The sequence below is a fragment of the Sphingobium sp. R-21 genome, from assembly GCF_049913335.1.
GTDB lineage: Bacteria > Pseudomonadota > Alphaproteobacteria > Sphingomonadales > Sphingomonadaceae > Sphingobium.
The window spans coordinates 717,850-741,394 of sequence record NZ_CP184375.1 but is presented as its reverse complement, the minus strand read 5'-3'; the positions used below and the strand labels follow the sequence as shown (position 1 = coordinate 741,394).

The 23,545-nt window shown below is 63.8% G+C and carries 27 protein-coding genes; 9 read left to right on the top strand and 18 right to left on the bottom strand.

What is annotated here, in order from left to right; genetic code table 11:
* The first annotated feature begins 50 nt into the window (after positions 1-50).
* Positions 51-389, top strand: a complete 339-nt coding sequence (locus tag ACN9MX_RS18095) for a DMT family protein (protein ID WP_363830165.1) — start codon at positions 51-53, stop codon at positions 387-389.
* 1 nt (position 390) lies between these two features.
* On the opposite strand, the gene ACN9MX_RS18090 is transcribed toward ACN9MX_RS18095, so the two are convergent.
* Positions 391-1,536: an isovaleryl-CoA dehydrogenase gene (locus ACN9MX_RS18090; RefSeq protein ID WP_363830162.1), complete on the bottom strand. Its 1,146-nt coding sequence runs from the start codon at positions 1,534-1,536 to the stop codon at positions 391-393.
* 85 nt (positions 1,537-1,621) lie between these two features.
* On the opposite strand from ACN9MX_RS18090, the gene ACN9MX_RS18085 reads away from it, so the two are divergent.
* On the top strand, positions 1,622-2,482 hold the full coding sequence (locus ACN9MX_RS18085) for a LysR family transcriptional regulator (protein WP_363756000.1): 861 nt from the start codon (positions 1,622-1,624) through the stop codon (positions 2,480-2,482).
* Here ACN9MX_RS18085 and ACN9MX_RS18080 read toward each other — a convergent pair.
* Entirely contained in the window at positions 2,451-3,269 is an 819-nt protein-coding gene (locus tag ACN9MX_RS18080) for a methyltransferase domain-containing protein (protein ID WP_363830160.1), read from the bottom strand. The two genes, ACN9MX_RS18085 and ACN9MX_RS18080, sit on opposite strands and share 32 nt — an antisense overlap.
* Before the next feature lie 61 nt (positions 3,270-3,330).
* Here ACN9MX_RS18080 and ACN9MX_RS18075 point away from each other — a divergent pair, with 61 nt between their 5' ends.
* The 3 genes from ACN9MX_RS18075 to bfr all read left to right on the top strand — a co-directional run bounded on the left by ACN9MX_RS18075 (position 3,331) and on the right by bfr (position 5,430).
* Positions 3,331-4,575, top strand: coding sequence for a DUF418 domain-containing protein (locus ACN9MX_RS18075; protein WP_363830158.1), 1,245 nt, complete (start codon positions 3,331-3,333; stop codon positions 4,573-4,575).
* Between the two features lie 54 nt (positions 4,576-4,629).
* The gene (locus ACN9MX_RS18070) at positions 4,630-4,800 is read left to right on the top strand and encodes a (2Fe-2S)-binding protein (RefSeq protein ID WP_025547882.1); all 171 of its coding nucleotides are present in this window, start codon (positions 4,630-4,632) and stop codon (positions 4,798-4,800) included.
* Between the two features lie 150 nt (positions 4,801-4,950).
* Positions 4,951-5,430 (top strand): bacterioferritin, encoded by a 480-nt coding sequence (gene bfr, locus ACN9MX_RS18065; RefSeq protein ID WP_013847267.1) that lies wholly within the window; start codon positions 4,951-4,953, stop codon positions 5,428-5,430.
* 197 nt (positions 5,431-5,627) lie between these two features.
* Here the strand turns inward: bfr and ACN9MX_RS18060 are convergent, their stop codons facing one another.
* Entirely contained in the window at positions 5,628-6,035 is a 408-nt protein-coding gene (locus ACN9MX_RS18060) for a (deoxy)nucleoside triphosphate pyrophosphohydrolase (protein WP_363737164.1), read from the bottom strand.
* 77 nt (positions 6,036-6,112) lie between these two features.
* On the opposite strand from ACN9MX_RS18060, the gene ACN9MX_RS18055 reads away from it, so the two are divergent.
* Positions 6,113-6,298 carry a Flp family type IVb pilin gene (locus tag ACN9MX_RS18055; RefSeq protein ID WP_363737165.1) on the top strand — a complete coding sequence of 62 codons (186 nt, stop codon included), beginning with the start codon at positions 6,113-6,115 and terminating at the stop codon, positions 6,296-6,298.
* Between the two features lie 136 nt (positions 6,299-6,434).
* Positions 6,435-6,596, top strand: coding sequence for a Flp family type IVb pilin (locus ACN9MX_RS18050; RefSeq protein WP_363830155.1), 162 nt, complete (start codon positions 6,435-6,437; stop codon positions 6,594-6,596).
* Between the two features lie 67 nt (positions 6,597-6,663).
* Here the strand turns inward: ACN9MX_RS18050 and ACN9MX_RS18045 are convergent, their stop codons facing one another.
* The 5 genes from ACN9MX_RS18045 to ACN9MX_RS18025 form a co-directional block, all read right to left on the bottom strand.
* Positions 6,664-8,142, bottom strand: coding sequence for a M48 family metalloprotease (locus tag ACN9MX_RS18045; protein ID WP_363830152.1), 1,479 nt, complete (start codon positions 8,140-8,142; stop codon positions 6,664-6,666).
* A gap of 78 nt (positions 8,143-8,220) precedes the next feature.
* On the bottom strand, positions 8,221-9,165 hold the full coding sequence (locus tag ACN9MX_RS18040) for an acetyl-CoA carboxylase carboxyltransferase subunit alpha (protein WP_363737168.1): 945 nt from the start codon (positions 9,163-9,165) through the stop codon (positions 8,221-8,223).
* A gap of 11 nt (positions 9,166-9,176) precedes the next feature.
* Positions 9,177-10,094 (bottom strand): tyrosine recombinase, encoded by a 918-nt coding sequence (locus ACN9MX_RS18035; protein ID WP_363830146.1) that lies wholly within the window; start codon positions 10,092-10,094, stop codon positions 9,177-9,179.
* Complete coding sequence (locus ACN9MX_RS18030; protein ID WP_363830144.1) at positions 10,094-11,908, bottom strand: hypothetical protein; 1,815 nt, start codon at positions 11,906-11,908, stop codon at positions 10,094-10,096. Before ACN9MX_RS18030 ends, ACN9MX_RS18035 begins: the two co-directional genes overlap by 1 nt.
* A 5-nt stretch (positions 11,909-11,913) precedes the next feature.
* Positions 11,914-12,102 carry a hypothetical protein gene (locus ACN9MX_RS18025; RefSeq protein ID WP_363737171.1) on the bottom strand — a complete coding sequence of 63 codons (189 nt, stop codon included), beginning with the start codon at positions 12,100-12,102 and terminating at the stop codon, positions 11,914-11,916.
* Positions 12,103-12,196: 94 nt separating this feature from the next.
* Here ACN9MX_RS18025 and ACN9MX_RS18020 point away from each other — a divergent pair, with 94 nt between their 5' ends.
* Together ACN9MX_RS18020 and aroB are read left to right on the top strand one after the other, a co-directional pair.
* On the top strand, positions 12,197-12,745 hold the full coding sequence (locus ACN9MX_RS18020) for a shikimate kinase (protein ID WP_363830456.1): 549 nt from the start codon (positions 12,197-12,199) through the stop codon (positions 12,743-12,745).
* Positions 12,736-13,848 carry a 3-dehydroquinate synthase gene (gene aroB / locus ACN9MX_RS18015; RefSeq protein ID WP_363737173.1) on the top strand — a complete coding sequence of 371 codons (1,113 nt, stop codon included), beginning with the start codon at positions 12,736-12,738 and terminating at the stop codon, positions 13,846-13,848. The genes ACN9MX_RS18020 and aroB overlap by 10 nt, the downstream gene beginning before the upstream one ends.
* A gap of 262 nt (positions 13,849-14,110) precedes the next feature.
* Here the strand turns inward: aroB and ACN9MX_RS18010 are convergent, their stop codons facing one another.
* The 10 genes from ACN9MX_RS18010 to frr all read right to left on the bottom strand — a co-directional run bounded on the left by ACN9MX_RS18010 (position 14,111) and on the right by frr (position 23,542).
* Positions 14,111-14,530, bottom strand: coding sequence for a hypothetical protein (locus ACN9MX_RS18010; protein ID WP_363830142.1), 420 nt, complete (start codon positions 14,528-14,530; stop codon positions 14,111-14,113).
* A 229-nt stretch (positions 14,531-14,759) separates the two neighbouring features.
* On the bottom strand, positions 14,760-14,984 hold the full coding sequence (rpmE, locus tag ACN9MX_RS18005; RefSeq protein ID WP_007687040.1) for a 50S ribosomal protein L31: 225 nt from the start codon (positions 14,982-14,984) through the stop codon (positions 14,760-14,762).
* 183 nt (positions 14,985-15,167) lie between these two features.
* A complete protein-coding gene (gene fabZ / locus ACN9MX_RS18000; protein ID WP_363755984.1) occupies positions 15,168-15,650 on the bottom strand; it encodes a 3-hydroxyacyl-ACP dehydratase FabZ in 483 nt (160 codons plus the stop codon).
* Between the two features lie 8 nt (positions 15,651-15,658).
* Positions 15,659-16,318, bottom strand: coding sequence for an OmpH family outer membrane protein (locus ACN9MX_RS17995; RefSeq protein ID WP_363737175.1), 660 nt, complete (start codon positions 16,316-16,318; stop codon positions 15,659-15,661).
* Positions 16,318-19,020: an outer membrane protein assembly factor BamA gene (gene bamA, locus ACN9MX_RS17990; protein WP_363830139.1), complete on the bottom strand. Its 2,703-nt coding sequence runs from the start codon at positions 19,018-19,020 to the stop codon at positions 16,318-16,320. The genes ACN9MX_RS17995 and bamA overlap by 1 nt, the downstream gene beginning before the upstream one ends.
* A 112-nt stretch (positions 19,021-19,132) precedes the next feature.
* Entirely contained in the window at positions 19,133-20,266 is a 1,134-nt protein-coding gene (rseP, locus tag ACN9MX_RS17985) for an RIP metalloprotease RseP (protein WP_426387723.1), read from the bottom strand.
* Positions 20,263-21,420 (bottom strand): 1-deoxy-D-xylulose-5-phosphate reductoisomerase, encoded by a 1,158-nt coding sequence (locus ACN9MX_RS17980; protein WP_363830135.1) that lies wholly within the window; start codon positions 21,418-21,420, stop codon positions 20,263-20,265. Before ACN9MX_RS17980 ends, rseP begins: the two co-directional genes overlap by 4 nt.
* A complete protein-coding gene (locus ACN9MX_RS17975) occupies positions 21,417-22,196 on the bottom strand; it encodes a phosphatidate cytidylyltransferase (protein WP_363830132.1) in 780 nt (259 codons plus the stop codon). Before ACN9MX_RS17975 ends, ACN9MX_RS17980 begins: the two co-directional genes overlap by 4 nt.
* 4 nt (positions 22,197-22,200) lie before the next feature.
* On the bottom strand, positions 22,201-22,941 hold the full coding sequence (gene uppS, locus ACN9MX_RS17970; RefSeq protein ID WP_363737179.1) for a polyprenyl diphosphate synthase: 741 nt from the start codon (positions 22,939-22,941) through the stop codon (positions 22,201-22,203).
* A gap of 43 nt (positions 22,942-22,984) precedes the next feature.
* Positions 22,985-23,542 carry a ribosome recycling factor gene (frr, locus tag ACN9MX_RS17965; RefSeq protein WP_133652996.1) on the bottom strand — a complete coding sequence of 186 codons (558 nt, stop codon included), beginning with the start codon at positions 23,540-23,542 and terminating at the stop codon, positions 22,985-22,987.
* Positions 23,543-23,545: the final 3 nt, after the last annotated feature.

Below are 23,545 nucleotides of genomic sequence, written 5' to 3'. Positions count from 1 at the left end.
CCCGCACGCTGATGCGAGAGGGCAGAGGACTTCCCAAGCCGAGTCCCTCCATGCCGACCATCCTGCTCCTCACCATTTCCAACCTCTTCATGACGACAGCCTGGTATTGGCACCTGAAAGGCGGGATGAACAAACCCCTTTTCATGGTCATCCTGATCAGCTGGGGCATCGCCTTCGTCGAATATTGCTTCGCCGTACCCGCCAACCGGATCGGCTTCGCCCATGGCTGGAGCGCGGGCCAGCTCAAGATCGCGCAGGAAGCCATAGCGCTGCTGGTCTTCGGCGGATTCATGGTGACGGTGCTGGGCGAACCGCTGCACTGGCGCCATTTCGCCGCCTTCCTCTGCATCATGGCGGGGGTTGCCTTCCTGTTCGTGGGCCGCAGCTGAGTCACGCGCCGATCAGTTCGCGGCCGATGAGCATGCGACGGATTTCGTTCGTGCCCGCGCCGATGTCGAGCAACTTGGCGTCGCGCATGTACCGCTCGACCGGCCAGTCCTTGGTATAGCCAGCGCCGCCCAGCGCCTGCACCGCCTCCAGCGACACCTTCATCGCATTTTCGCTGGCCAGCAGGATCGCGCCGGCTGCGTCGAAACGGGTGGTCTTGCCCATGTCGCAGGCCCGCGCCACGGCATAGACATAGGCCCGCGCCGAATTGAGCGCCACATACATGTCCGCCACCTTGGCCTGCATGAGCTGGAAGGTACCGATGGGCTGGCCGAACTGCTTGCGCTCCCGCACATAGGGCAGCACCACGTCGAGGCAGGCCTGCATGATGCCCAGCTGGATGCCGGACAGGACCGCCCGCTCATAATCCAGGCCCGACATCAGCACGCCGACGCCGCCATTGAGCGGGCCCATGATGTTTTCCTCCGGTACTTCGCAATCGTCGAAGACCAGTTCGGCCGTGGGCGATCCGCGCATGCCCATCTTGTCGATCTTCTGCCCGATGGAGAAGCCCTTGAAATCCTTTTCGATCAGGAATGCAGTGATGCCGCGCGATCCATCGCCGGTCTTGGCGTAGACGACGAGCGTATCGGCATGGGTCGCATTGGTGATCCAGAATTTGGTCCCGTTGAGGACGTAGCGGTCGCCACGCTTCTCGGCGCGCAGCTTCATCGAGACGACGTCCGATCCCGCGCCTGCTTCCGACATGGCGAGCGAACCGACATGTTCGCCGGAAATCAGCCTGGGCAGATAGCGGGCCTTCTGTTCCGGCGTGGCCCAGCGGCGGATCTGATTGACGCAGAGATTGGAATGCGCGCCATAGCTGAGGCCGATGGAGGCGGACGCCCGCGCCACCTCTTCCTGCGCGACGACATGTTCCAGATAACCGAGGCCAAGGCCGCCATCAGCCTCCTCCACGGTGATGCCGTGCAGGCCAAGCGCGCCCATTTCGGGCCACAGGTCGCGCGGGAACCAGTCCCTGGCATCGACTTCCGTCGCCAGAGGCGCGATGCGATCGGCAGCAAAACGCGCCGTCGTTTCGCGGATCATTTCCGCATTATCCCCCAGCGCGAAGTCGAAATCAGTCATGGCGGCTCTCCTTGCGGCGCATCCTATCGTTCACCGGCCTTCAGGAAAAATTGAAACGGTGCGGGATAGTGTATAGTTTCTGTCTATGATCGAACGCTATCTGCTGCGCTATTTCCTGGCTGTCGTGGACCAGGGCAATTTTTCTCGCGCCGCCGCGCATTGCCTCGTGTCGCAACCGACGCTGTCGGTGGGCATCGCCAAGCTGGAGCAGGCGGTGGGCGCTGCGCTTTTCCTGCGCAGCAACCAGCGGGTCGAACTGACCATGGCGGGCACCAGGCTGGTAACGCACGCCCGACGGATCGAGCGCGAATTCAACCTGGCGGAGCTCGCGGGAGAAAGCAGCAAGCGGGTGCCCGTGCTACGCATCGGCCTGTTGTCGAGCATTTCAGGGGAACGGATTGCCCATGCCCTGACCGACGGCGCCCTGCCCAGCGATGGCAGGATCGAATTCATTCCGGGCAGTGAGCGCGAATTGCTGGGCCGGCTGGACGCGGAACGGATTGACGTGGCTCTTACCCTGATCAGGCCCGGCGCGGACCGATTTCTGACGCAATCAATCATAGAGGAAGGCTATGCAGTCGCCATGGCCGATGGCCATCCGTTTGCAGGACGGACCGTTGTGGCGGCCGAGGAACTAGCGTCGGAAACGATGATCGTGCGCCGCCATTGCGAGGCGCTCTCCGCCACCAGCCGCTATTTCGTCGATCGCGGCGTCCGCCCGCATTTCGCCCTGCGATCGACCAATGACGAGCGGGTGATGCAGATGGTCGCGGCAGGCCTGGGCATCACCGTCATGCCCGAAAGCTATCGTTGGCCGGGCATGGCACAGGTCACGCTCAGGGACTTTCACGAGCGGCGGAATGTCGGATTTCTCTTTGGCGCGCGGGCCGCGGCACTACAGGGCGCGCCGATGCTCAAGGCGATCGAGGCGTCCTTGAAGGCATAGCAATGCCAGCGGCGGCCGCGCCCGCGCTGCGCGTCACCCGGCCGAACAGCACCTGGTAGACGTCATGGCCGCCGCCTTCGTCAAAGACCGCCATCACGCGCCGGAGATCGCGCGGCGAAAGGGGCCTGCGCCCTTCGTTCGGTACCACCGCCCCGATGCCCTTGAGATGGGCGATCAAGCCCTTCGCGCCATCGCACGGCAGGGCATATTCCTCGTCAAAGGCGAAGGCGTCGTCATAAGCCGCCAGCATCGACCGCAGCCCTTGCAGCGTAGGATAATTCGGGATGGCCGCGCTCAATCCGGCGGCCTGATGCGCGGCGCGCCAGCGGGTGAAACTGCCCTGCCCCATGGTCGAGAAAAGCAGGCTTCCGCCGGGCCGCAGCAGTCCGGCCAGACGCGCAATCGCGCCCTCCAGATCGTCGAACCATTGAAAGGCCAGGCTGGAAAGGATGAGATCGAACCATTCGCCTTCGAAGATCGGCGCTTCCCCATCCATCGCCAGGAATGTGCCCGCGACCAAACCGCCCGTGGCGGCGCGGGCCAGCATGTCGGGCGACAGGTCCGTCACCACGAATTCCGCGCCGGGCCAGCGAGCCTGGATGTCGCGCGTCAGAAAACCCGTGCCGCAACCGATTTCCAATATCCGGCCGGAGCCGTCGCGCCGCTGCCGCTGCGCGAGATCGGCCACGAGCGCCGCGGCCTGCCGCTGCGGTCCGGCGTGATCATCATAATGCTCCGCAGCCGCGCCAAATGCGTCGCTTATTCGTTGCTTGCGGTGGCCGTTCATGGCTAGTCGCAATGACAGAGCCGCACTCCCTTTTCCAGCCTTTCGAGGACCGCACCGACCCATGACCGCCCCCTCCTCCCGGATTCCCGCCATGGACGTTCTGCGTGGCTGCGCGGTCATGGGAATCCTCTGGATGAACATCGCGGCCTTCGCCATGCCCGAACAGGCCTATTTCAGCCCGGCCGCCGCGGGCCGGCTGTCCACAGGCGACATCGCCTTCTGGACGGCCAGCTTCCTGTTGGTCGACGGCAAGATGCGCGCCCTGTTTTCCATGCTGTTCGGCGCGTCAATGCTGCTGCTGATCGACAGGGAGGAAATGGCCGGGCGGAACGGGGCACGCGCGCAGATAATCCGGGCTGGCTGGCTGTTCGTCTTCGGCCTCGCCCATTATCTGCTGCTGTGGTGGGGCGACATATTGATGATCTATGCGCTGGTCGGGCTGGCGGCGCTGCCCTTTGCGCGGCGGGAACCGCTGTCGCTCGTCAAATGGGCCTTTTTCTTCTTCCTGGCACATTTCCTGATCTGCGCGGGCTTCATCGGCACGCTTTACGCCTGGGGCCATGCCGCCGCGACATCCGGCGCGCCCAGCCATGTCAGCGCCGGTTTCGCCAATTTCATCGACTCGTTGTCCAATCCTGCCCATGCGGCGATTCGGAACGAATATGACGTCTATCGCGGCAGCTATGCCGGCATTGTCCTGCATCACGTCGCCCTGTTCGGTGGGCAGTGGCCTACGACCCTGCCGTTCATCGCGTTTGATACGCTGGGGTTCATGCTGCTGGGCATGGCGATGCTGAAGGGCGGCTTCCTGACCGGTCGCTGGGCGGCGGAGCAATATTGGCGAACGGCGCGCCACTGTTTTCTGATCGGGCTGATCCCGATGGCGATGCTCGCGATATGGATCATTTCCAGCCGGTTCGCTCCGCTCACAGCGCTGGGATCGGTACTGGCCTGGTCGTTTCCCTTCCGAATCCCGCTGGCGGTCGGATGGGCGGCGCTGATCCTGTGGCTGTTCACCCGTCACCGCAGCGCAGCCCTGACCGCGAGGATCTCCGCCGTCGGCAGGCTGGCGCTCAGCAACTATCTGGGCAGCAGCCTTGTCATGTGTGCGATCTTCTATGGCTGGGGGCTGGGTCTGTTCGGCCATGTTCCGCACCATATGCTGCCGCTGTTCGTGGTGGGGGCATGGGCGATCATGCTGATCTGGTCGCCGCTCTGGCAACGGCGATTCGCCCTGGGCCCGGCGGAATGGCTATGGCGCAGCCTTGCCCGAGGGCAAACGCAAAAGATTCGCAACAGCGACTGAATTCCTATTGCGACCTATTATCATCTAAGCTATCTCCCTGTTCAGGAGATCTGCATGGTTGTCTGTGTCTGCAATGCCATCCGTGAAAAGGACCTGAAAGAGGTCGCCCGCGAAGGTTGTGCAACTCCCTGCAGCGCCTATGCCCGGCTTGGTCGCCGGCCGAAATGCGGCCAATGCGTGCCCTTCGCCCGTACGATCATCGCGGCCGAACGCGCCTCCATCTGAAGTCATTGCGAATCAAGCGCATCGGAATGACGCGAACTTGACGCAATAGCGCGGCAGAAAATGACGGATTCCCGCGGCTTTCCGGATTAACAAACGGAAGCGAAATGCTTATGATCCAGGCACTTTCCCCTACAGCCGGAGAAGAACGCCATGAAGGGCGACGCCAAGGTCATCGAATATCTCAATGAGGTTCTCAAGAACGAACTTACCGCAATCAACCAATATTTCCTCCATTATCGCATGCTCAATCATTGGGGCATCGAGAAGCTCGCCAAGTTCGAATATGAAGAATCCATCGACGAGATGAAGCATGCCGACAAGCTGGCCGAGCGGATCCTGTTCCTCGACGGCCTGCCCAATTTCCAGTTGCTCGGCCGCCTGAAGATCGGGGAAACGGTGGAGGAAATCCTGAAGGCCGACCTTGAGCTGGAATATGAAGCGCTGCCGGTGCTGAAGGATGCCATCGCCTATTGCGAATCGATCCGCGACTATGTGAGTCGCGACCTGTTCCAGCACATCCTCGAAAGCGAGGAGGAGCATGTCGATACGCTGGAAACCCAGTTCGAAATGATCGATCGCATGGGCATCCAGAACTACATCCAGTTGCAGAGCAAGGCTGCGGAGGAATAAGCACAGCGGGGCCGGCTCCTCCGGAACGCCGGCCCCGCCCATTCCGGGCATGGGTGGACAGCCCGGCCGCGCCTTCGCAAGGAAGGCTCTGGCAGCTAGAGCGGGTTTCGATCTGATTGAATCAGATCGCCGCTCTGGTTTCCTTGTTTTCCGCGATTTCTTGACCAGCGATCGGTTCCGATCGCTTGGAAATCGCTCTAGATCAGGGAATCAAGCAAACCGATCAACGGCAGGTCCGCGGGCGGCATCTCCAGCGCATACATCTGCGCGGGCCTGATCCATTGGAGCGCGGTCGCATGCCGCGCTTCGGCCACGCCCTGCCATTTGCGGCAGACGTAAAGCAGCAGCAGCAGATGGCGATCACCGAGCGGTTCGCTGGCGAAGGTCGCGGGCGCGAGGCAGCTCGCATGGGTGCGGATCCCCAATTCCTCCTCCAGCTCACGGATCAGCGCGGTTTCAGGCGCTTCCCCCGGCTCCACCTTGCCGCCGGGGAACTCCCAGAGATGCGCCATTGGCTTTCCGGGCGGACGTTGCTGCAACAGGACGCGGCCATCAGCGTCGATCAAGGCGGCGGCCACCACCAGCAATGGAGAATTTATCGTCATACTGTTCCCGTTTGAGGGGTTTGTTAACCCTGCCCCTTTTACAAGGGCGTCCGGGCTGTGTGTAAATGGGGTGCGACATGCGGGCATTATTCAAAAATTTCAGCTTCTGGAAGCTGATCTATTGCCAGCGCGGCGCCACGGCGGTGGAGTATGGGCTGATCCTTGCCCTTATCTGTCTGGCTGTCATGGGCGCAGTTTCCAACGTCGCCAACAAGACAATCGGCATGTGGAACAACGTCGCGACGGAGGTCCTGGCGCATTAACCATCTATATCTGACACCTCCTTCGCCCATTAAATCTTTATCAACCCCCTTCTTCTACATCAGTCCAAGCTGACCTTCATCTCAAGCGGGGGCGGCCGGGTAGTTAAACGTGGAATTTAATTCAAGGAGACTTCCAATGCAGTTCATCCGCAAGATGCTGAAGAACGAAAAGGGCGCCACCGCCATCGAATACGGCCTGATCGCCGCTCTCATCGCTGTCGCTGCCATTGGCGCGATGACCAGCCTGGGCGGCAAGCTGACCAACACCTTCAACAAAGTTTCGAACAACATGAACTAAGTTCAGCTTGGTCGATAAAAAAGGGCGGCGGAAGCAATTCCGTCGCCCTTTTTCATTGCGTTCGTCCTTACCAGCTAACGATCTTCACCCGCTGTCCCGGACGCAGGACGCTGTTCGCCGTCAGGGCATTGATCGTCAGGAACCGGTCCAGCGGATAATCCGTATAAGCCATACGCTTTGCCAGGGACTGGACAGTATCCCCTGACTTTACCGTTACAACCTCGACCCGACGCGGCTTGATCGCCGCGGCATCCTGGGCTGAAAGACGCTGCACTGACTGCACCATGCTGGAAAAGGGGCCAATCCCCTGTCCCGCCGCCGTCAGCAGCAGGAAGTGATAGGCCTTCCCGCCGCCGAAATCATAAGCGAAAACGGTCGCATCGACCTGGCTGGACTGGGTGCTGGCGCGGATCGTTCGCCAGGCCGCCGGAAGGCCATTGACCGTAACGCGCCGTACCTCCCCAGCGGGAACGCCGCCGACGCCCCCGCCCAGCTTTGCAAACACCGAATCGATATAGGCGGACAGATCGCCGGAATAAGGGGCGGCGCTGAACTGCGCCTGGCCACCCGATCCCACGACGCTGACGGCACTCGCGCCATTTTCCATGCCGAATCCCGATGGTGCGGTGAAGCTCACCCTCAGATCAGGATGGCGGAAACGGCTGCCCTCGATCACGCCCTGTTTGGGATCATCGCCATAGAGAACGCCATTGAGCGCGTTCAGGAATGCATCACGGTTCCGGACCGTGCTGGTGGACCCGCTGCTGGCTGCATTGCGCGAAGCGCGGCCGACGCGCGAGGCGGGATCCGGATGGGTGCTTGCCCATTCCGGCACCGATCGGGAACTGCCCGCAAACCGGGCGTCCAGGCTGCTTTGCGCGGCGAGCGACGCCAGCATGAATGACAGGGCCCTTGGATCATAACCGCCCGAGGCCAGATAGCGTATGCCCAGGTCGTCCGCCTCATATTCCTGGCTGCGCGAGAATTTGAGCGTCAGCAGCTGGCTGCCTTGCCCAATTCCCTTCTGCAACAGGCCGGTAAACGCCGAATCGCCCAGCAAAGCGCCGGTCAGCACCTGCAACAGGGTGCCGCCAATGGCGTTGCGCTGCGCCGCCTGCTGTCGCCTCTGACCATGCTGGGCCGCGACATGGCCGATCTCATGGCCCAGCACGCCGGCCAGTTCCGCCTCATCGTTCATCAGCGCCATGAGCTGGCGCGTCACATAGACATAGCCGCCGGGAATGGCGAAGGCGTTGTTCACCGGCGAATTGAGCAGGGTGACGGTGAAGTCCCCCTGTGCATTGGACAGGCCGGACTGGACCGCGATGCGTCGTCCCACGCCCTCCACATATTTCGCCTGCGGCCCGGCATAGGCGCCGCCAAATTCGTTGAGAAGCTGCGGATGCTGCTTGGCGCCCGCTTCCTTTTCCTGCGGACTGATCGACGAAACCGTCCGAATCGCGCGCTGCTGCCCTTCCGCCGACGGCGAAGCCGCCAGGACGATCAGGCCCAGCCCGGCGACAGCCAGAGATGATCTTCGTTCCACGGCCTTTCCTGCTCCCCTGTTACCTTCGCGTAACGAGCAATAGCAGGCGGATGTTCCCCGAAACAGAGGATCGCGCGGTCAGACGCCGATGGCCAGAAACTTGTCGGCGCGATCGGTACGCAGCGCGTCGGCGCCAAGACCGGACAGCGAATCCAGCTCCTCCCCGATCGCGGCGCCCAGATTGGCGATCGCCTGCACCGGCTCGCGATGGGCGCCGCCGACTGGTTCCGGCACGATGCGGTCGATGACGCCCAGCGCCTTCAGATGCTGCGCCGTCACCTGCATGGCAGTTGCGGCATCGCTCGCCCTTTCGGCGGTGCGCCAGAGGATGGAGGCGCAGCCTTCGGGCGAGATCACCGAATAGACCGCATGTTCGAACATCAGCACGCGATTGGCAGCCGCCAGCGCCACCGCACCGCCGGAGCCGCCCTCGCCCACCACGGCGGCCACCATCGGCACGCCCATCGCCAGGCATTGCTCCGTCGAACGGGCGATCGCCTCCGCCTGTCCGCGTTCTTCCGCCTGCACGCCGGGGAAAGCGCCCGACGTATCGACCAGCGTCACCACCGGCAGGCCAAAGCGGTCGGCAAGCTGCATCAGGCGGATCGCCTTGCGATAACCCTCGGGCTTCGCCATGCCGAAATTATGGCGGACGCGGCTTGCCGTATCATCGCCCTTCTCATGGCCGATCACCACCACGCGCCGCTCGTCCAGCGTCGCGAAACCACCGATGATCGCCTGATCGTCGGCAAAGGCCCGGTCGCCGGCCAGGGGCATGAAATTGTCGAACATGCCCGCGACATAATCCTTGAAATGCGGACGTTCGGGATGGCGAGCAACCTGCGTCTTCTGCCAGGGCGACAGCCTGGCATAGGTATCGACCAGCATTTTCGATGCGCGCTGCTCCAGCTTGTCGATCTCGCCGCTGATGTCGATGTCGCCTGCATTGGCGGTGGCGCGCAATTCGATGATGCGCGCTTCCAGTTCGGCAATCGGCTTTTCGAATTCGAGAAAACTAACCATGGCGCATGGCGTTAGGACGCAGATGCTTCGCCGTCAACGCGGCGATGCGTCATGGAAGCAAGCGGATGGCGGCTGTTGACCAGTTCGACCAGCCTGCGGCTGTCGACATGGGTGTAGATTTGCGTCGTGCCGATATCGGCATGGCCCAGCATGGACTGCAGCGCGCGCAGGTCTGCCCCACCCTCCAGCAGATGCGTGGCGAAGGCATGGCGCAGCACATGGGGGCTGACCCGCTCCGGCGCGATGCCGGCAGCGGCGGCCAGGGCCTTCACCATCTGATAAAGACGAATCCGGCTGACATGGCTCTTGCCCGAAGGAAAAAGCCAGGGGCTTTCGGCCGGCACATGGGGCAACCAGGCCGCCACGGCGGCACGGGCCCGGTCGGAGATCGGCACCAGCCGTTCGCGCGCGCCCTTGCCCTTCAGGATCAGGAACGGGCGATCCGACGCCAGGGCGCGGCGCGGCAGCGACACCAGCTCCGTAGCCCGAAGCCCCGATCCGTAGAGCAGTTCGATCAGTGCCGACAGTCGCAGATCCAGTGGCGCAGGATGATCGACGGCCAGCTTCGCCGCGATCAGTGCGAACAGGGACTCGACCTCCTGGGTCGAAAGGATCCGGGGCAGGGGCCGACGGGTCACGGGACGCGGCAGGGCGGCGGACGGATTGTCGGCGCGCAGCCCCTCCTCCTCCAGAAAGGCGTAGAAGGCGCGCAGGGCGGAAGATTTCCGGGCGACCGAAGAGGCCGCCAATGTCGCCCAGGCTGTGGCCAGTTCCGCCAGGCCATCCTTGGTCGCGACCACCAGACCGCCGACAAGGTCCGCCGCGCCCTGCAGATCGGCCCGATAGGCCAGCAACGTATTGCGCGACGCACCCCGTTCGGCCGCCATCATCTCCAGAAAGCGGTCGATAAGCGCGGCATCCTCTCCCATCAGAGTCGCGTCATCGCCTCCGCGGCGATCATCCGCGCTTCGGGATCGAGGCCGACGCGGTGCAGCGCCCCGACAATATGGTAGAGGTGGAAGGCCGGCAGGCGGTTCCAGTCGGCGGTCTGCATGCCGACCGCCGCCAACAGCGCGACGCTGCCCTTCTCGCCACGGGCAGCCGCGGCGTCGATCGCGCGCGACCAGCGGCTGGCGGCAGCCAGATTGAAACCATGATCCTGCGCCAGCGACGCGCTGTCCTGCGCATTGAGCCGCGCAAGTCCAGCCAGCGACGCTATCAGCATCTGGGCCTTGCGCGGATCGGCATCCTTGGCGAAGGAGGAAACCCGTCCCGCACCGATCTCCACCACCGCACTCGGCGCGCCGACCGCCAGCAGGGCCCAAAGGTCCGCCGCGCCGTCCCCGTCCGCCTGCGCCGCGAGCCGCGACCATTGCGCCGCGCTGCGATCATAGCCGGCGGTGAACATCGCCGCGACCAGATTGGCCGCATCGCGCGCACTCAGCTCTGAAACCGGCAACGCCGCGGCCGTACGCGCCGTCGCGATCAACCCGACGAAATCCGGCCGCGCCTCATTCTGCCAGAGCGTCCGCATGGCCTGCAGCCGCTCGTCAGCCCCTGCGCCGGCATAGGCTGCACGCAACGCATCCACCCGATCGGCCGCTTTGGCGGGCACGTCACCATCGGACTGCAACTGGCCGTAGAAATCGACCAGCGCCTGCGAGGAAAAGACGCCGAGCCGCGCCGCCACCTCCGCTCCCGGCAGGCGGCGAACGGCGGACAAAGCAGGCGCGCGCGCTTCCCAGGCGCGGACATGCGCACCCGCCGTGGCATAGAGATCATCGGGTATCTCGACATTGAGCGCCGTCGCCAGACCGAAACGCCAAGCCGTCAGCCGATCCACCCCGTCCCATTCGATCTTCACCGACCGGCGGGCGTTGAATCCCGCGCCGACGACCTTTTCCGCCAGCCGATAGTCGATGCCCCGCACCATGCCGCGCCGCTGCTCCTGATTGAGCGCGCCGCTGGCCGTTCCTTGATCCCCCGACAAGGCCGGGCAGATCGCCCTCGTCATGTCCCAGCCAGGCTCCTTGCTGAACCGCAGCGCGCCCGCCGACAGCGGGCAAAGGCCCGCCGGATCGGCCGTCGCCAGATAGGTCTGCATGGCGATGGCGTAGAGGCGCGGGGTGAAACGGTCGGAATCAACGCTCTGCACCAGCAGGCGGGCACTGTCCGCCTCCCCCATGCGCAGCAGCAGCCAGGCGCGCTCGGCCACCCAGTCCGCGCCATCGATGTCGCGCGGCGTATCGGTCGCCGACAGCAGCGCCCGGCGCAGCAGGATCGACGCCCAGCGCGATGTGATCGGCGCGCGCGTTTCCTTCATCAACGTCGCCAGGAACCGGCCCGATTGCGCGCCAAAGGCATTGGGCGCCAGTCCCAACCGGCCGGGCGTCAGCGGCCCTATGCGGTCGAGCGAACGATGCGCGTTTTCAGGCAGGTCATATTTCTGCTTTTCGGCGGAGAGCTCCTCCTCGCTCATCGGTTCCGCTGCATTGTCGCCCGCCTCTTGCGTGACGGCGAAGCCGGGCGGCAATATGGGCACCACGGAGGGCGAACCGGCAGGCGCCGCCGGGGTACCCGGTGCGGGGCGCGGCGGCGGCGCAACGGGTGGCGGCGCCGCGGGCGCATCGCCAAAGCCGGGCGGCAGGAGCGATTCGGGCGTCTCCTGCGCCACCACAGGCAGCGCCAGCGCCAGCGCCAGCGTGCCCAGCGCCCATTTCGCGTTCACCCGCCGCTGCCGCATGCCGTTTACCGGCCCAGCTTTTCGGCAGGAATGACCTTTTCCACGCGGGCCTGCGGCTTTTCGCCGCCGCGCGACCAGAGCAGGGCGATGATCCCCGCCAGCACGAGGACCGCAATGATGGGAATGATCGGCAGGGACGTCTTGCGGCGCCGGGAGCTGCCCTCAAAATTGCTGTAGGAACGATTGCGCTTCATGAGTCCTGTTCTGGCTGGCTATTCTGGCTGGGCCAAAGCTGAAGGAAAGTTGCGATTTGCCTTGTCGACGCGGGGATGTATAGCCCCGCTCGCCATGCAGCGAAACAGCAAATCCGCCGATGCGCAAGCGAAGCGCGGCCCCATCGTCCTGGTGGGCATGATGGGCGTTGGCAAATCGACCGTCGGCCGGCGGCTGGCGGCGCGGCTCGGCCTGGGTTTCGTCGATGCCGACGAGGAGATCGAAAAGGCGGCGGGCATGACGATCACCGAAATGTTCGAACGTTATGGCGAGGACTATTTCCGCGACGGCGAACGGCGGGTGATCGCCCGCCTGATGGACGGCGAGCCCAAGGTGATCGCGACCGGCGGCGGCGCCTTCATGCAGGAAGAGACGCGGGCGCTGATCCTGGATCATGCGCTGGCGATCTGGTTGAACGCCGACATCGACACGCTGGTGGACCGGGTGTCGCGACGGGAGGGGCGTCCGCTGCTGAAGGGCAAGGATCCGCGCGTGGTGCTGACTGAGCTCGCGGCCATACGCAATCCGGTCTACGCGCTCTGCCCCATTCATGTGAAAAGCGCCGCCGCGCCGCATGACGTGGCAGTCGACAGCATCTTGGAGCAGCTTTCCCAATGGCCATAGTCCGCGTCGCGCTCGATTCGCGCAGTTACGACATTCTGATCGAACAAGGTGCACTGGACCGGGCGGGGACGCATCTGGCGGGCTATGCGCGCAAGGGACGGCTGGTCGTCGTCACCGACGCAAATGTCGCCGCCACGCAGCTTCCCCGCCTGGAAGCGAGCCTGCGCGCCGCCAATGTCGCGGTGGAACCCATCATCCTGCCGCCGGGGGAGCAGACCAAGAGCTGGCGCCACCTGGAAGAACTGCTCGACGCGCTGCTGGCACTGGAGATCGAGCGCGGCGACCATGTAGTGGCGCTGGGGGGCGGCGTGATCGGAGACCTGGTGGGCTTTGCCGCCTCGATCCTGAAGCGCGGCTGCCATTTCATCCAGGTGCCGACGACATTGCTGGCGCAGGTGGACAGTTCCGTCGGCGGCAAGACCGCGATCAACGCGAAGGCGGGCAAGAATCTGGTGGGCAGCTTCTACCAGCCCTCGCTGGTGCTGATCGATCCGTCGACGCTCGACACGCTGCCCGCGCGCGAAACGCGGGCCGGCTATGCCGAGGTGGTGAAATATGGCCTGATCGACGATCCCGTCTTTTTCGCCTGGTGCGAGACGGAAGGACATAAGCTGCTGTCCGGCGACGTCCAGGCGCGCGAATATGCCATAGAGCGCAGCGTGACCGCCAAGGCGGCCATTGTGGCCGACGACGAGCGGGAGACGTCCGGAAGGCGGGCCTTGCTGAACCTAGGTCATACTTTCGGCCATGCGCTAGAGGCGGATACCGGCTTTTCCGATCTTCTGCTCCATGGCGAGGCTGTTGCGGCAGGAACCGCCCTTGCGTTCCGTTATTCGGCGCGGCTCGGCCTCTGCACGGTCGAAGATGCAGAGCGGGTGACCGCGCATCTGAAGGCCGTCGGCCTGCCGCACGATCTGGCCAGCGCGCATGTGAAGGCGAACGGCGCGGCGCTTGTCGCATATATGCTGCACGACAAGAAAATGGCGGCAGGCACCCTCTCCTTCCTGCTGGCGCGGGGAATCGGGCAGACCTTCCTGTCGAAGGATGTCGTGCTGGACGATGTGGCTGCGTTTCTGGATCAGGATCGCGCGGCCGAGGTTTGACACCAAGGCAGGAATGAAGGTCAGGGTTGTATCAGGGGATACAGCCCAATTTAAGTGCTCAGCAAGCTGTTGTCAGGCCAAACAATCTCATATCCCGGCGCATCTTCTTCCGGTGGCATGAATTTCTCGCCATACCGCGGGCATATCTCCAGCCGAACTTGCCATGATCTAATCTGACTTGCGCAGGTCCGCTATCGAGAAGCACCCATGGTGATGATCGTAACAATTTATCGATCTCCAAAGGGCATATCCGTGTAGCGCCTCAAGGGTGATTTTTGGCATGCTCCATGCGCCGCTCGGCGCGCCATTGTCGCAACGCCTTGGCAAGACAACCGGCAGCGCTGCTGCTGACGACCGAACAACCGCTGACGGGCAGGCTGTCACGTTGCGTTTCTTCCATGGTCGCAGCTTGGCTCGTCCAACCTGGAGCACCCGATGAAGCCGATTTTTCCCGTAATTCCTTGGGGATGCGATAGCGCTCCGCTTCCGGTCTACGGGCACAGACCACAATCTCATTATCCCGGCCCGGCGGACAGGAATCATTGCCATAGACGGTCAGGTTAACGGTTCGCGGGGACGATGATTCGGGCGGATCAGATGCCGTGGCAGCCGGTTGTGCCAGCGCGGGAACGGACATGGCTGGCATCGACGCAAAGATGGTGATCATCGAGGCTTTTTTCATGATTCCCGCTTATCAAATGCGCTTGGCGAACGCGATGCCAACGCTCAACGCTACAGCATACACCTGATATAGGAGGTCCGGCATCTTGCGGATGAGTTGAGGGCATGACCGCTTTCGAGCATCTCCTCAATATCATGACCAGCGACAACTGGTCGAACCTGCCCCCTTATCCAACAAAAAAGGGCGCCCAGAAGGCGCCCTTTCAAATCATGCCCCTTGAAGGCGTCGATTACTTCTTCAGCGTCAGGCCGCCAAAGCGCTTATTGAAGCGGGCAACCTGGCCGCCCTGTTCAAGCTGGCGGGTACCGCCGGTCCAGGCCGGATGCGACTTGGGATCGATGTCGAGCGCCAGCGTGTCGCCTTCCTTGCCCCAGGTCGAGCGGGTGCGGAACGTGGTGCCGTCGGTCATCTGGACGGTGATGAAGTGGTAATCGGGGTGGGTATCGGCCTTCATGGGTCTGCTCCGTTCAGGGGCCGGTTTCCGACCGGCCATGGATGCGAAAAATTGCGAAGGCGCGCCGTTACATGGGAATGCGCGCAAAAGCAAGGGGAAGAGCGGGCCTTGCCCCTTGGCCGGTCGACCCCGTCATTCCCGCCGGGGCGGAAGTGACGGGAAATTCCGGATCACTACCCCGCCTCAATCCACAGGCGGGTCGGCAATCATCGCGACGAAGCTGGCCTCCGCGCAGAGCTTGCCCTCGACCATCGCCTTGCCCGTGAACTTGCAGACGCGGCCACGGATCTGGACCAGATCGACATGCAGGTCGAGCAGGCAGCCCGGTTCGACCGGATTGCGGAACTTAGCCCCGTCGATGCTCATGAAATAGACGAGCTTGCCCGAACCCCGCAGGTTCATCGTCTCGACCGTCAGCACGCCTGCGGCCTGCGCCATGGCTTCGACGATCAATACGCCGGGCATGATCGGCCGGCCGGGGAAGTGCCCCTGGAAGAAGTCCTCGTTGATCGACACTGCCTTGACCGCGTGGATCGCGCTGTTGGGCACGAGCGAAATCACGCGGTCGACGAGCAGCATCGGATAACGGTGCGGCAGCGCCGCCATCACCCCACGAATATCGATGGGGCCGACGGCGGCGGCCGCATTGTCAGTCTGATCCGTCATCCGTGCGATCAGCGCGAGGCCGGCTGCTGCGACGGATTGGCGGGTGCAGCGGCAGGGGCGGCAGCGCCCTGGCCCTGACGGCCCGGCTGCCAGCCGGCCGGCGGGGTGATGCCGACGCTGGGCACCAGCGCGTTGAGTTCGGTCACCACCGACTGGGTGATGTCGACGGTCGGCTGATAGGACACGGTCGCGTCGGGCGACAGGATCAGGTCAACCTTGGCCTTGGTCATGGCGGACTTGAGCGCGTCCGAAAGCTTCGCCGAAATCTGCTCCTCGACATAGGCGTTGGCGAGCGCGATCGGCTGGCCCAGGCGCTGCAGTTCGGCCTGACCGTCCTGCCCGGCCTTCTGATAGGCCTCATATTGGGTCTGGATCGCCGGGGTCGGCTTGCCGCCGGCGGCCTTCATCGCGGTTTCCAGGGCAGTGCCCTTCGCCTTCAGGTCCGCGTCGATCGCGTTCTTGCGCGCGGTGAAACTGTCGATCTGCGCCTTGTAAGTGGTCTGGATCTGCGTGCGCGCGGTCGAATAGGCCGAGCTGGTGGCAACGGCGCGCTGCAGGTCGACGACGGCGATGCCGGTCTTCGACTGGGCAGCGGCAGGAACGCTGGTCAGCGCCATGGCAGTCATTGGCGCAAGAACCAGCGCAGCAGCCTTGAAAATCGTCTTCATCAGAATTGAGTCCCTACGTTGAAGCTAATGAGCTGAGTGTCGTCCCCTGGTTCCTTGAGCAGGGCTTTGGCGATGTCGATACGGAACGGACCGAAGGGCGAGTTCCAGTTGACGCCGAAGCCCACGGCAACACGCGGCTTGAGCGTGTCGCCGAGATATTGTTCCACGAAGCCGCTGCTGACCGTATTATAGCCGACAGCCGTGTTGCAGACAGGCGCCACGGCCGATCCGGTAGCCTGAACCACCGGCAAGGCGGGATTGCTGGTGGACGAGCAGAAGCCCGGGAAGGTGCCTGGGGTGGAGCCAGGTACGCTGACCAGACCAGGTCTCTTGAGCCCCCCGACAGCGCCCGCGTCCACGAACACCGAAGGCCGCAGCCCCATTTCACGCGCGCCCGAACCCAGCGGAATTTCCATTTCCGCATGCGCCAGATAATAAATGCGGCCGCCCAACGCGTCGTCGGCGCGATTGTTGTTGCCGGTATTCTCGACACCGGTGAAGGTGCCGTCGCTATTGGCTGTGGTCGTGAAGTAGCGACGGACGATCCGGGGCCCGACGCCACGAATGTCGAAGCCGCGAATCTGCGGATTGCCGAGGAAGAAGCGGTCCGTGAGGCGAACCGCATCAACCAGGGCGCCCGTGCTGTCGCGGCGATCCCCCTCAAGGCTGTGGATATAGCCGCCTTCGCCAGTCAGCGAGAAAATGAAACCACCGCCGACCGGCCAGTATTTTCCGCCGCTGAGGCGGGTGCGGACATATTTGACGCTGCCGCCCAGGCCGGCGAAATCCTGGCTGAGAACCAGATTATTGCCGCGCGTCGGCCGGATGCGGTTGTCGCGCGTGTCGTAGATCAGCGAATAACCGATCATGGACGTGGTGCGCTTGCCGATGGCGTCGCAAAGATAACGGCCCGACAGGATCGGGTCGCAGGTATCACCGGCGCTGTTGCCGCGAAGACCGTCGCCATTGCTGTCGGTATAATAGGTCGACTTGTCCAGCGTCACATTGTCGAGGTTGAGCGTGTAGCGCAGCGCAAGCGACATATATTCCGTGATCGGCACGCCGGCGCGAAGCTGGAAGCCGGTCGTAGTCTGCTGGTAGGTGCGGTTGCGGTCGTTATTGTTGATATAGTTGAAGCTGTTGAGGTCGCGGCGATAGATGTCGCCGCCCAGCGCGATGTTCTTGTCCATGAAATAGGGCTCGGTAAAGCCCAGTTCGATCGACTTGCTGTAGGCCGAGTAATTGACGCTGGTGCGCAGTTCCTGGCCCTTGCCGCGGAAGTTGCGCTGCGTGATCGACGCCGAGACGATGAAGCGTTCCAGCGAGGAGAAACCAGCCGACAGCGACAGTTCGCCGGTCGATTTTTCCTGCACGTTCGTTTCCAGCACGATCCGGTCGGGCGCAGAACCCGGCTTCTGTTCGACGTCCAGCTTTTCCTGGAAGAATCCCAGGGAGTTGATGCGGTCCTTCGACCGCTTGACCAGGAAGCTGTTGAACGCATCCCCTTCGGCCAGGCGGAATTCGCGCCGGACGACCTTGTCCTGGGTCAGCGTGTTGCCGTTGATGTCGACGCGCTCGACATAGACGCGCGGCGCATTGGCGATGCGGAAATCAATCCCCATCGTCAGCGTGTCCTTGTTGCGCTGGAAGTCCGGCTGGACATCGGCGAAGGCATAGCCGAACAGGCCCGCCGTCTCGCTCAGCGTGTCGACCGTGTCCTCGACCTGCTTGGCGTTGTACCAGTCGCCCTTCTTCATCGGCAGCATCTTGGTCAGCGAATCGCCCGACAGGTCGCGAATGTCGCTGTTGACCTTCACGTCACCGAATTTGTAGCGCTGCCCTTCCTCGACCACATAGGTGATGATGAAGTCCTGCTTGTCGGGCGTCAGTTCCGCCACGGCGGAAATCACGCGGAAATCGGCATAGCCGTTGGTCAGGTAGAACTGGCGCAGCTTCTGCTGGTCATAGGCCAGGCGATCCGGGTCGTAGCTGGTGCCCGAGGAGAAGATGCGGAACCAGCGCGACTGCTTCGTCACCATCTGGCTGCGCAGTTCGCCGTCCTTGAACTTCTCGTTGCCGATGATGTTGATCTGACGGACCTTGGACTTGGGCCCTTCGGAAATTTCGAAGACGATGTCGACGCGATTCTGATCGAGTTGCACCATCTTCGGCTCGACCGTGGCGGCGAAGCGGCCCTGGCGGCGATACAGTTCGATGATGCGGGCAACATCCGCGCGGACCTTGGACCGGGTATAGATCTGCCGCGGAGCCAGTTTTATTTCAGGACGTATCTTGTCTTCCTTGAGGCGCTTATTACCTTCAAGGACGATGCGGTTGATGACCGGGTTTTCCTTCACCTCGACGGTCAGCGCGCCATTGTCGTTGCGGATCTGGACGTCGGCGAACAGCTCCGTCTCGTAAAGGTCGCGCAGCGCCTGGTCGAGCGATTCCTGGGTGAAGGGCTGGCCGATGCGCAGCTTGGTGTAGGACAGCACCGTGTCGGGTTCCAGGCGCTGGACGCCGGTGACGGTGATGTTGCGGATCGTGCCGGCTGCGGGCGCAACCGCTGGCACGGGCGCGGGAACAGGTGCGGCCGCCGGCGGGGCATTTTGAGCCATCGCCGGGACTGCAGACATGCCCGCGATCATCGTCGTCGCCAACAGGGCCACGACGACCGGGCGCTGCCTGTTGCTGCTCATCATCGCTGTCACCCGCTCCACCTTCTACAAAAAAGCAACATGTCGTTCACGCCGGACCCATTCCGTACATATCCGGAAAGACGGCGCCAAATCGCGCCCTCCTGCCCGATACGGCTCAGCCGATCAAGCCGGACAGACGATCCCAGAGACCGAAAGAGGATAAATCGTTGAATGTTACCAGCACCATCATCGCCAGCAGGACCGCCAGACCCGAACGATAGGCCCATTCCTGCACCTGCGGGCTGACCGGCCGCCGCTGTATCGCCTCCACCCCATAGAACAGCAGATGGCCGCCATCCAGCATCGGGATTGGCAAGAGGTTGATGAACCCCAAGTTAATCGAGATCAGCGCCATGAAGAAGACGAAGCTTTCCACCCCCAGCGTCGCGGCCTGTCCCGAAACCTCGGCAATCTTGAGCGGTCCGCCCAGTTCCTTGACCGACCGGCCGCCCCCGACGATCTGGCCCAGCGTCTCGACCATGGTGCGGATGATCTGACCCGTCCGTTCGATCGCGACGACAGGCGCGCGGACAAGGCTGACAGGCTCGATCACCGGCGCGCCCGGCGCGATGCCCAGCCGCCCCAGCCGGAATCTATTGCCGAACCCGTCATTTTCCTCGACCGCGCCGACCTTGCCCTGCTTTTCGATCAGCTTGCCCTGCCGGTCGATCAGGATGGTGACGGGCTCACCCGGGCGAATCTGAGCGAACAGGCGGATATCGTCGAAGGTCGTCATCGCCCGCCCGTTGAGCGATACGATACGGTCACCCGCCAGTATACCCGCTGCGGCCGCTGCGCTGCCCGGCTGCACATGCCCGGCCACGGCGGGCGTGCGGCTCTCGCCATGGACAAGGGCGAAGGTTGCCAGGATCGCTATGGCAAAGAGGAAATTGATCGCCGGCCCGGCCGCAACGATCGCGGCCCGCTGCCACAATGGCTTGGCCGGAAAGCTCTCCGCCCGTTCGGCGGCAGGCATTTCCAGCCAGCGCGGGTCGGTCTGGCTGGCGACGTTCATATCGCCCTTGAAGCGCACATAGCCGCCCAGCGGCAGGGCGCCCAGGCGCCACCGGGTGCCGCGCCTGTCGACCCAGGCGGCGATTTCCGGGCCGAAGCCGATGGAGAAGGCCTCCGCCTTCACCCCACACCAGCGGCCCACCAGATAATGGCCCAGCTCATGCACGAAGACGAGCGGGCCGATGACCGCCACGAATGCCACTACGGTCAACAGGAAACCGGGATTCTGGATCAAGCGGTCAATCTTTCCATCACTTGCGCAGCCCTCTTGCGCGCCTGCGCGTCCGCTTCCAGCACATCGTCGATCTGCTGGGGCACAGGCGCGCTATAACCGTTCAGGACATCCTCCACAATCATGGCGATATCAAGGAAGCCTATGGCGCCTTTGAGGAAGGCGGCGACGGCGACCTCATTGGCTGCGTTCAATATGGCGGGCGCGGCGCCGCCCGCCTCCGCCGCCTGTCGGGTCAGCCGCAGCGCGGGGAAGCGATCCTCATCCGGCGCCTCGAAATCCAGGCGACCGATCCGGGCGAGGTCCAGCGGCTGGCAGGGCGTGGCGATCCGCTCCGGCCATGCCAGCGCATGGGCGATCGGGATGCGCATGTCGGGCGAACCAAGCTGCGCCAGGGTGGATCGATCGCGATATTCGACCATGGAATGGATGACCGATTGCGGATGGACGAGGATCTCGATCCGGTCGAGCCCGACCGGGAAGAGATGCGCCGCCTCTATCAGTTCCAGCCCCTTGTTCATCATCGTCGCGCTGTCGACGCTGATCTTGGCGCCCATCGACCAGTTGGGATGGGCGACCGCCTGCGCGGGCGTTATGCCGCGCATCTCCTCCCGACTGCGGGTGCGGAAAGGGCCGCCGCTCGCCGTCAGGGTGATCCTTGCCACATCTTCCATGCGACTGCCTGCAAGGCACTGGAATATGGCATTATGTTCGCTGTCGACCGGCAACAGCGTGGCGCCCGACGCGCCGACCGCATCCATCATCAGCGCGCCCGCAGATACCAGCGACTCCTTGTTGGCAAGCGCCACCGTGCCGCCCGCCTTGAGCGCCGCCATGGTCGGGCGCAACCCCGCGCAGCCGACGATCGCGGCCATGCTCCAGTCTGCACCGGCCCCCGCGACGTCGATCAAAGCGCTTTCGCCCGCCGCCGCCTCCGTCCCCGAACCGCGCAGCGCATCCTTCAGCGCCTCATAACGCGCCTCGTTCCCGATCACGGCGATCGCGGCATTGCTCTGCCGCGCGGCGGCCGCCAGGCCCGCCACGTCGTTGTGCGCGGTCAGGGCGACGACCCGATAGCCTTCCGGATCACGCTGGATCAGGTCCAGCGTGGACATGCCGACCGACCCGGTCGCGCCAAAGACCGACACCTTCCTCATGGCAATTGCACCAGGATCATATAGCAGATCGCGGCCAGCGGTGCGGCGGCGACCACCCCGTCCAGCCGGTCCATCACGCCGCCATGGCCGGGCAGCAGCGTACCGCTGTCCTTGACGCCGGCCCGGCGCTTCATCCAGCTTTCCAGCAGGTCACCCAGTTGCGCCGCCACTGCCAGCAGACCGCTTGCCGCGGCGAGCTGGATCGGCAGGTCCGCGAACCGATAGAGCAGAAAACCGACCATCAGGGCCGCCAGCACGCCGCCGCCCAGGCCGGACCAGGTCTTGGAAGGGCTGATACGTGGCGCCAGTTTCGGCCCGCCGATCGAGCGACCGGCGAAATAGGCGCCGATATCCGTCGCCCAGACGAGACCCAGCGCCCAGAAGGTCAGCAGCAGCCCCTGAAGATTGGGCGACTGCTCGCGCAGGAACAGCAACGCCATCACCGGCACGACGATATAGGGCACGCCCAGCGCCAGCCTGACCGAACGACCGGCCAGCGCAACAAAGAAGAAGGCAGCCGCCATCAGCGTGAAGCCAAGCCAGGACACGCCGGCCGCCGCGGGGCAAAGAATCGCCAGCGGCACCGATACGGCAAACATCGCCAGCTTGCGATTCTCAGGCTTGGCTCCCGTCAGGTCGCCCCACTCCCCCTGCATCAGCACGCCCGCCACGGACAACAGCACCCAAAAGGCGAAACCGCCCGCAAACAAGGCGCCCAACGCCACCAGGATAAGGAGGACACCGACTATCGCGCGGGTGCGAAGCTCGCTCGACATGCTGTCACAGCCCGCCGAAACGGCGGTCCCTCAGGCGGAAGGCGTCCAGCGCGGCGGCGAGCGCCCTCGCGTCGAAATCCGGCCACAGCATGTCGGTGAAATACAGCTCCGCATAGGCGGCCTGCCACAGCATGAAATTGCTGAGCCGCTGCTCGCCCGAGGTACGGATCATCAGGTCGAGCGGTGGCAGGTCGGCGGTGTAGAGCGCTGCATCCACATCATCCAGACCGATCTCCTCGGCCGCGATCTCGCCCGCGGCCACCCGGCGCGCCAGCGTCTGCGCCATGCGCACCAGTTCGTCCTGGGCGCCGTAATTCAGCGCTATGGCTATGATCGGCCCGCTGTTGCCGGCTGTCCGCGCCATCGCATTGTCGATCATTTCGACCAGCGAGGGATCCAGCGCCCGATAATTGCCGATGATGCGCAGCCGCACGCCATTGGCGTGGAATTCGTCGAGGTCGGACTGGATGAAATGGCGCAGCAGGGCCATCAGATCGGCCACCTCGCTCGCCGGACGCTTCCAGTTTTCCGAGGAAAAGGCGTAGAGCGTCAGGCATTCCAGGCCCAGCTCCCGCGCGGCGCGGGCGACGCGGCGCACCGCCTCCACTCCGGCGCGATGGCCGGCGATACGCGGCAGGAAGCGCTTCTTCGCCCAGCGGCCGTTGCCGTCCATGATGATGGCGACATGACGCGCGCCATGGGCTGGCGCGCCGCTGGTCAGATCGGGTTTGGCTTGGGTGGCCATCAGACAGGAATGCGTGCTTTGGCCGCGAAAGGAAAGCCCCGGATCACTGACCGAGAATTTCCTTTTCCTTCGCCGCCGCCGTCGCATCGATATCCGCGATGGTGCTGTCGGTCAGCTTCTGGACCTCGGTTTCCTTGCGCTTGCGCTCATCCTCGCTGATCTCGCCCTTCTTCTCGTCCGCCTTCAGGCTGTCCATGCCGTCACGGCGGACATTGCGGACGGCGATGCGGGCCCCTTCCGCATATTTGCTGGCGAGCTTGGCCAGTTCCTTGCGGCGCTCCTCCGTCAGGTCCGGGATCGGCAGGCGCAGCGTCTGACCGTCCACGATCGGGTTGAGACCGAGGCCCGCCGAACGGATCGCCTTGTCGCAGGGGCCGACATTGCTCTTGTCCCACACCTGGACCGACAGCATGCGCGGTTCGGGCGCAGAAACGGTCGCGACCTGGTTGAGCGGCATATGCGCGCCATAAACCTCGACCGTCACAGGATCGAGAAGCTGGATATTGGCCCGGCCCGTACGCAGCCCCGACAAATCGCCCTTCAGCGATTCCACGGCACCCGCCATGCGGCGTTCGAGGTCGGCCTTGTCATATTGAGCCATTTT

Coding starts and splice junctions, on each gene's coding strand:
- ACN9MX_RS18080 (WP_363830160.1), bottom strand. CDS start 3,269: ATGAACGGCCACCGCAAGCAACGAATAAGCGACGCATTTGGCGCGGCT.
- ACN9MX_RS18040 (WP_363737168.1), bottom strand. CDS start 9,165: ATGGTTAGTTTTCTCGAATTCGAAAAGCCGATTGCCGAACTGGAAGCG.
- ACN9MX_RS18070 (WP_025547882.1), top strand. CDS start 4,630: ATGGTTGTCTGTGTCTGCAATGCCATCCGTGAAAAGGACCTGAAAGAG.
- uppS (WP_363737179.1), bottom strand. CDS start 22,941: ATGGCCACCCAAGCCAAACCCGATCTGACCAGCGGCGCGCCAGCCCAT.
- ACN9MX_RS18095 (WP_363830165.1), top strand. CDS start 51: ATGCCGACCATCCTGCTCCTCACCATTTCCAACCTCTTCATGACGACA.
- fabZ (WP_363755984.1), bottom strand. CDS start 15,650: ATGACGGATCAGACTGACAATGCGGCCGCCGCCGTCGGCCCCATCGAT.
- ACN9MX_RS18090 (WP_363830162.1), bottom strand. CDS start 1,536: ATGACTGATTTCGACTTCGCGCTGGGGGATAATGCGGAAATGATCCGC.
- ACN9MX_RS17975 (WP_363830132.1), bottom strand. CDS start 22,196: ATGTCGAGCGAGCTTCGCACCCGCGCGATAGTCGGTGTCCTCCTTATC.
- ACN9MX_RS17995 (WP_363737175.1), bottom strand. CDS start 16,318: ATGAAGACGATTTTCAAGGCTGCTGCGCTGGTTCTTGCGCCAATGACT.
- ACN9MX_RS18075 (WP_363830158.1), top strand. CDS start 3,331: ATGACCGCCCCCTCCTCCCGGATTCCCGCCATGGACGTTCTGCGTGGC.
- ACN9MX_RS18085 (WP_363756000.1), top strand. CDS start 1,622: ATGATCGAACGCTATCTGCTGCGCTATTTCCTGGCTGTCGTGGACCAG.
- ACN9MX_RS18020 (WP_363830456.1), top strand. CDS start 12,197: ATGCAGCGAAACAGCAAATCCGCCGATGCGCAAGCGAAGCGCGGCCCC.
- ACN9MX_RS18010 (WP_363830142.1), bottom strand. CDS start 14,530: ATGAAAAAAGCCTCGATGATCACCATCTTTGCGTCGATGCCAGCCATG.
- aroB (WP_363737173.1), top strand. CDS start 12,736: ATGGCCATAGTCCGCGTCGCGCTCGATTCGCGCAGTTACGACATTCTG.
- ACN9MX_RS18060 (WP_363737164.1), bottom strand. CDS start 6,035: ATGACGATAAATTCTCCATTGCTGGTGGTGGCCGCCGCCTTGATCGAC.
- ACN9MX_RS18025 (WP_363737171.1), bottom strand. CDS start 12,102: ATGAAGCGCAATCGTTCCTACAGCAATTTTGAGGGCAGCTCCCGGCGC.
- ACN9MX_RS17980 (WP_363830135.1), bottom strand. CDS start 21,420: ATGAGGAAGGTGTCGGTCTTTGGCGCGACCGGGTCGGTCGGCATGTCC.
- ACN9MX_RS18035 (WP_363830146.1), bottom strand. CDS start 10,094: ATGGGAGAGGATGCCGCGCTTATCGACCGCTTTCTGGAGATGATGGCG.
- ACN9MX_RS18030 (WP_363830144.1), bottom strand. CDS start 11,908: ATGCGGCAGCGGCGGGTGAACGCGAAATGGGCGCTGGGCACGCTGGCG.
- ACN9MX_RS18055 (WP_363737165.1), top strand. CDS start 6,113: ATGCGGGCATTATTCAAAAATTTCAGCTTCTGGAAGCTGATCTATTGC.
- ACN9MX_RS18050 (WP_363830155.1), top strand. CDS start 6,435: ATGCAGTTCATCCGCAAGATGCTGAAGAACGAAAAGGGCGCCACCGCC.
- bfr (WP_013847267.1), top strand. CDS start 4,951: ATGAAGGGCGACGCCAAGGTCATCGAATATCTCAATGAGGTTCTCAAG.
- frr (WP_133652996.1), bottom strand. CDS start 23,542: ATGGCTCAATATGACAAGGCCGACCTCGAACGCCGCATGGCGGGTGCC.
- rpmE (WP_007687040.1), bottom strand. CDS start 14,984: ATGAAGGCCGATACCCACCCCGATTACCACTTCATCACCGTCCAGATG.
- bamA (WP_363830139.1), bottom strand. CDS start 19,020: ATGATGAGCAGCAACAGGCAGCGCCCGGTCGTCGTGGCCCTGTTGGCG.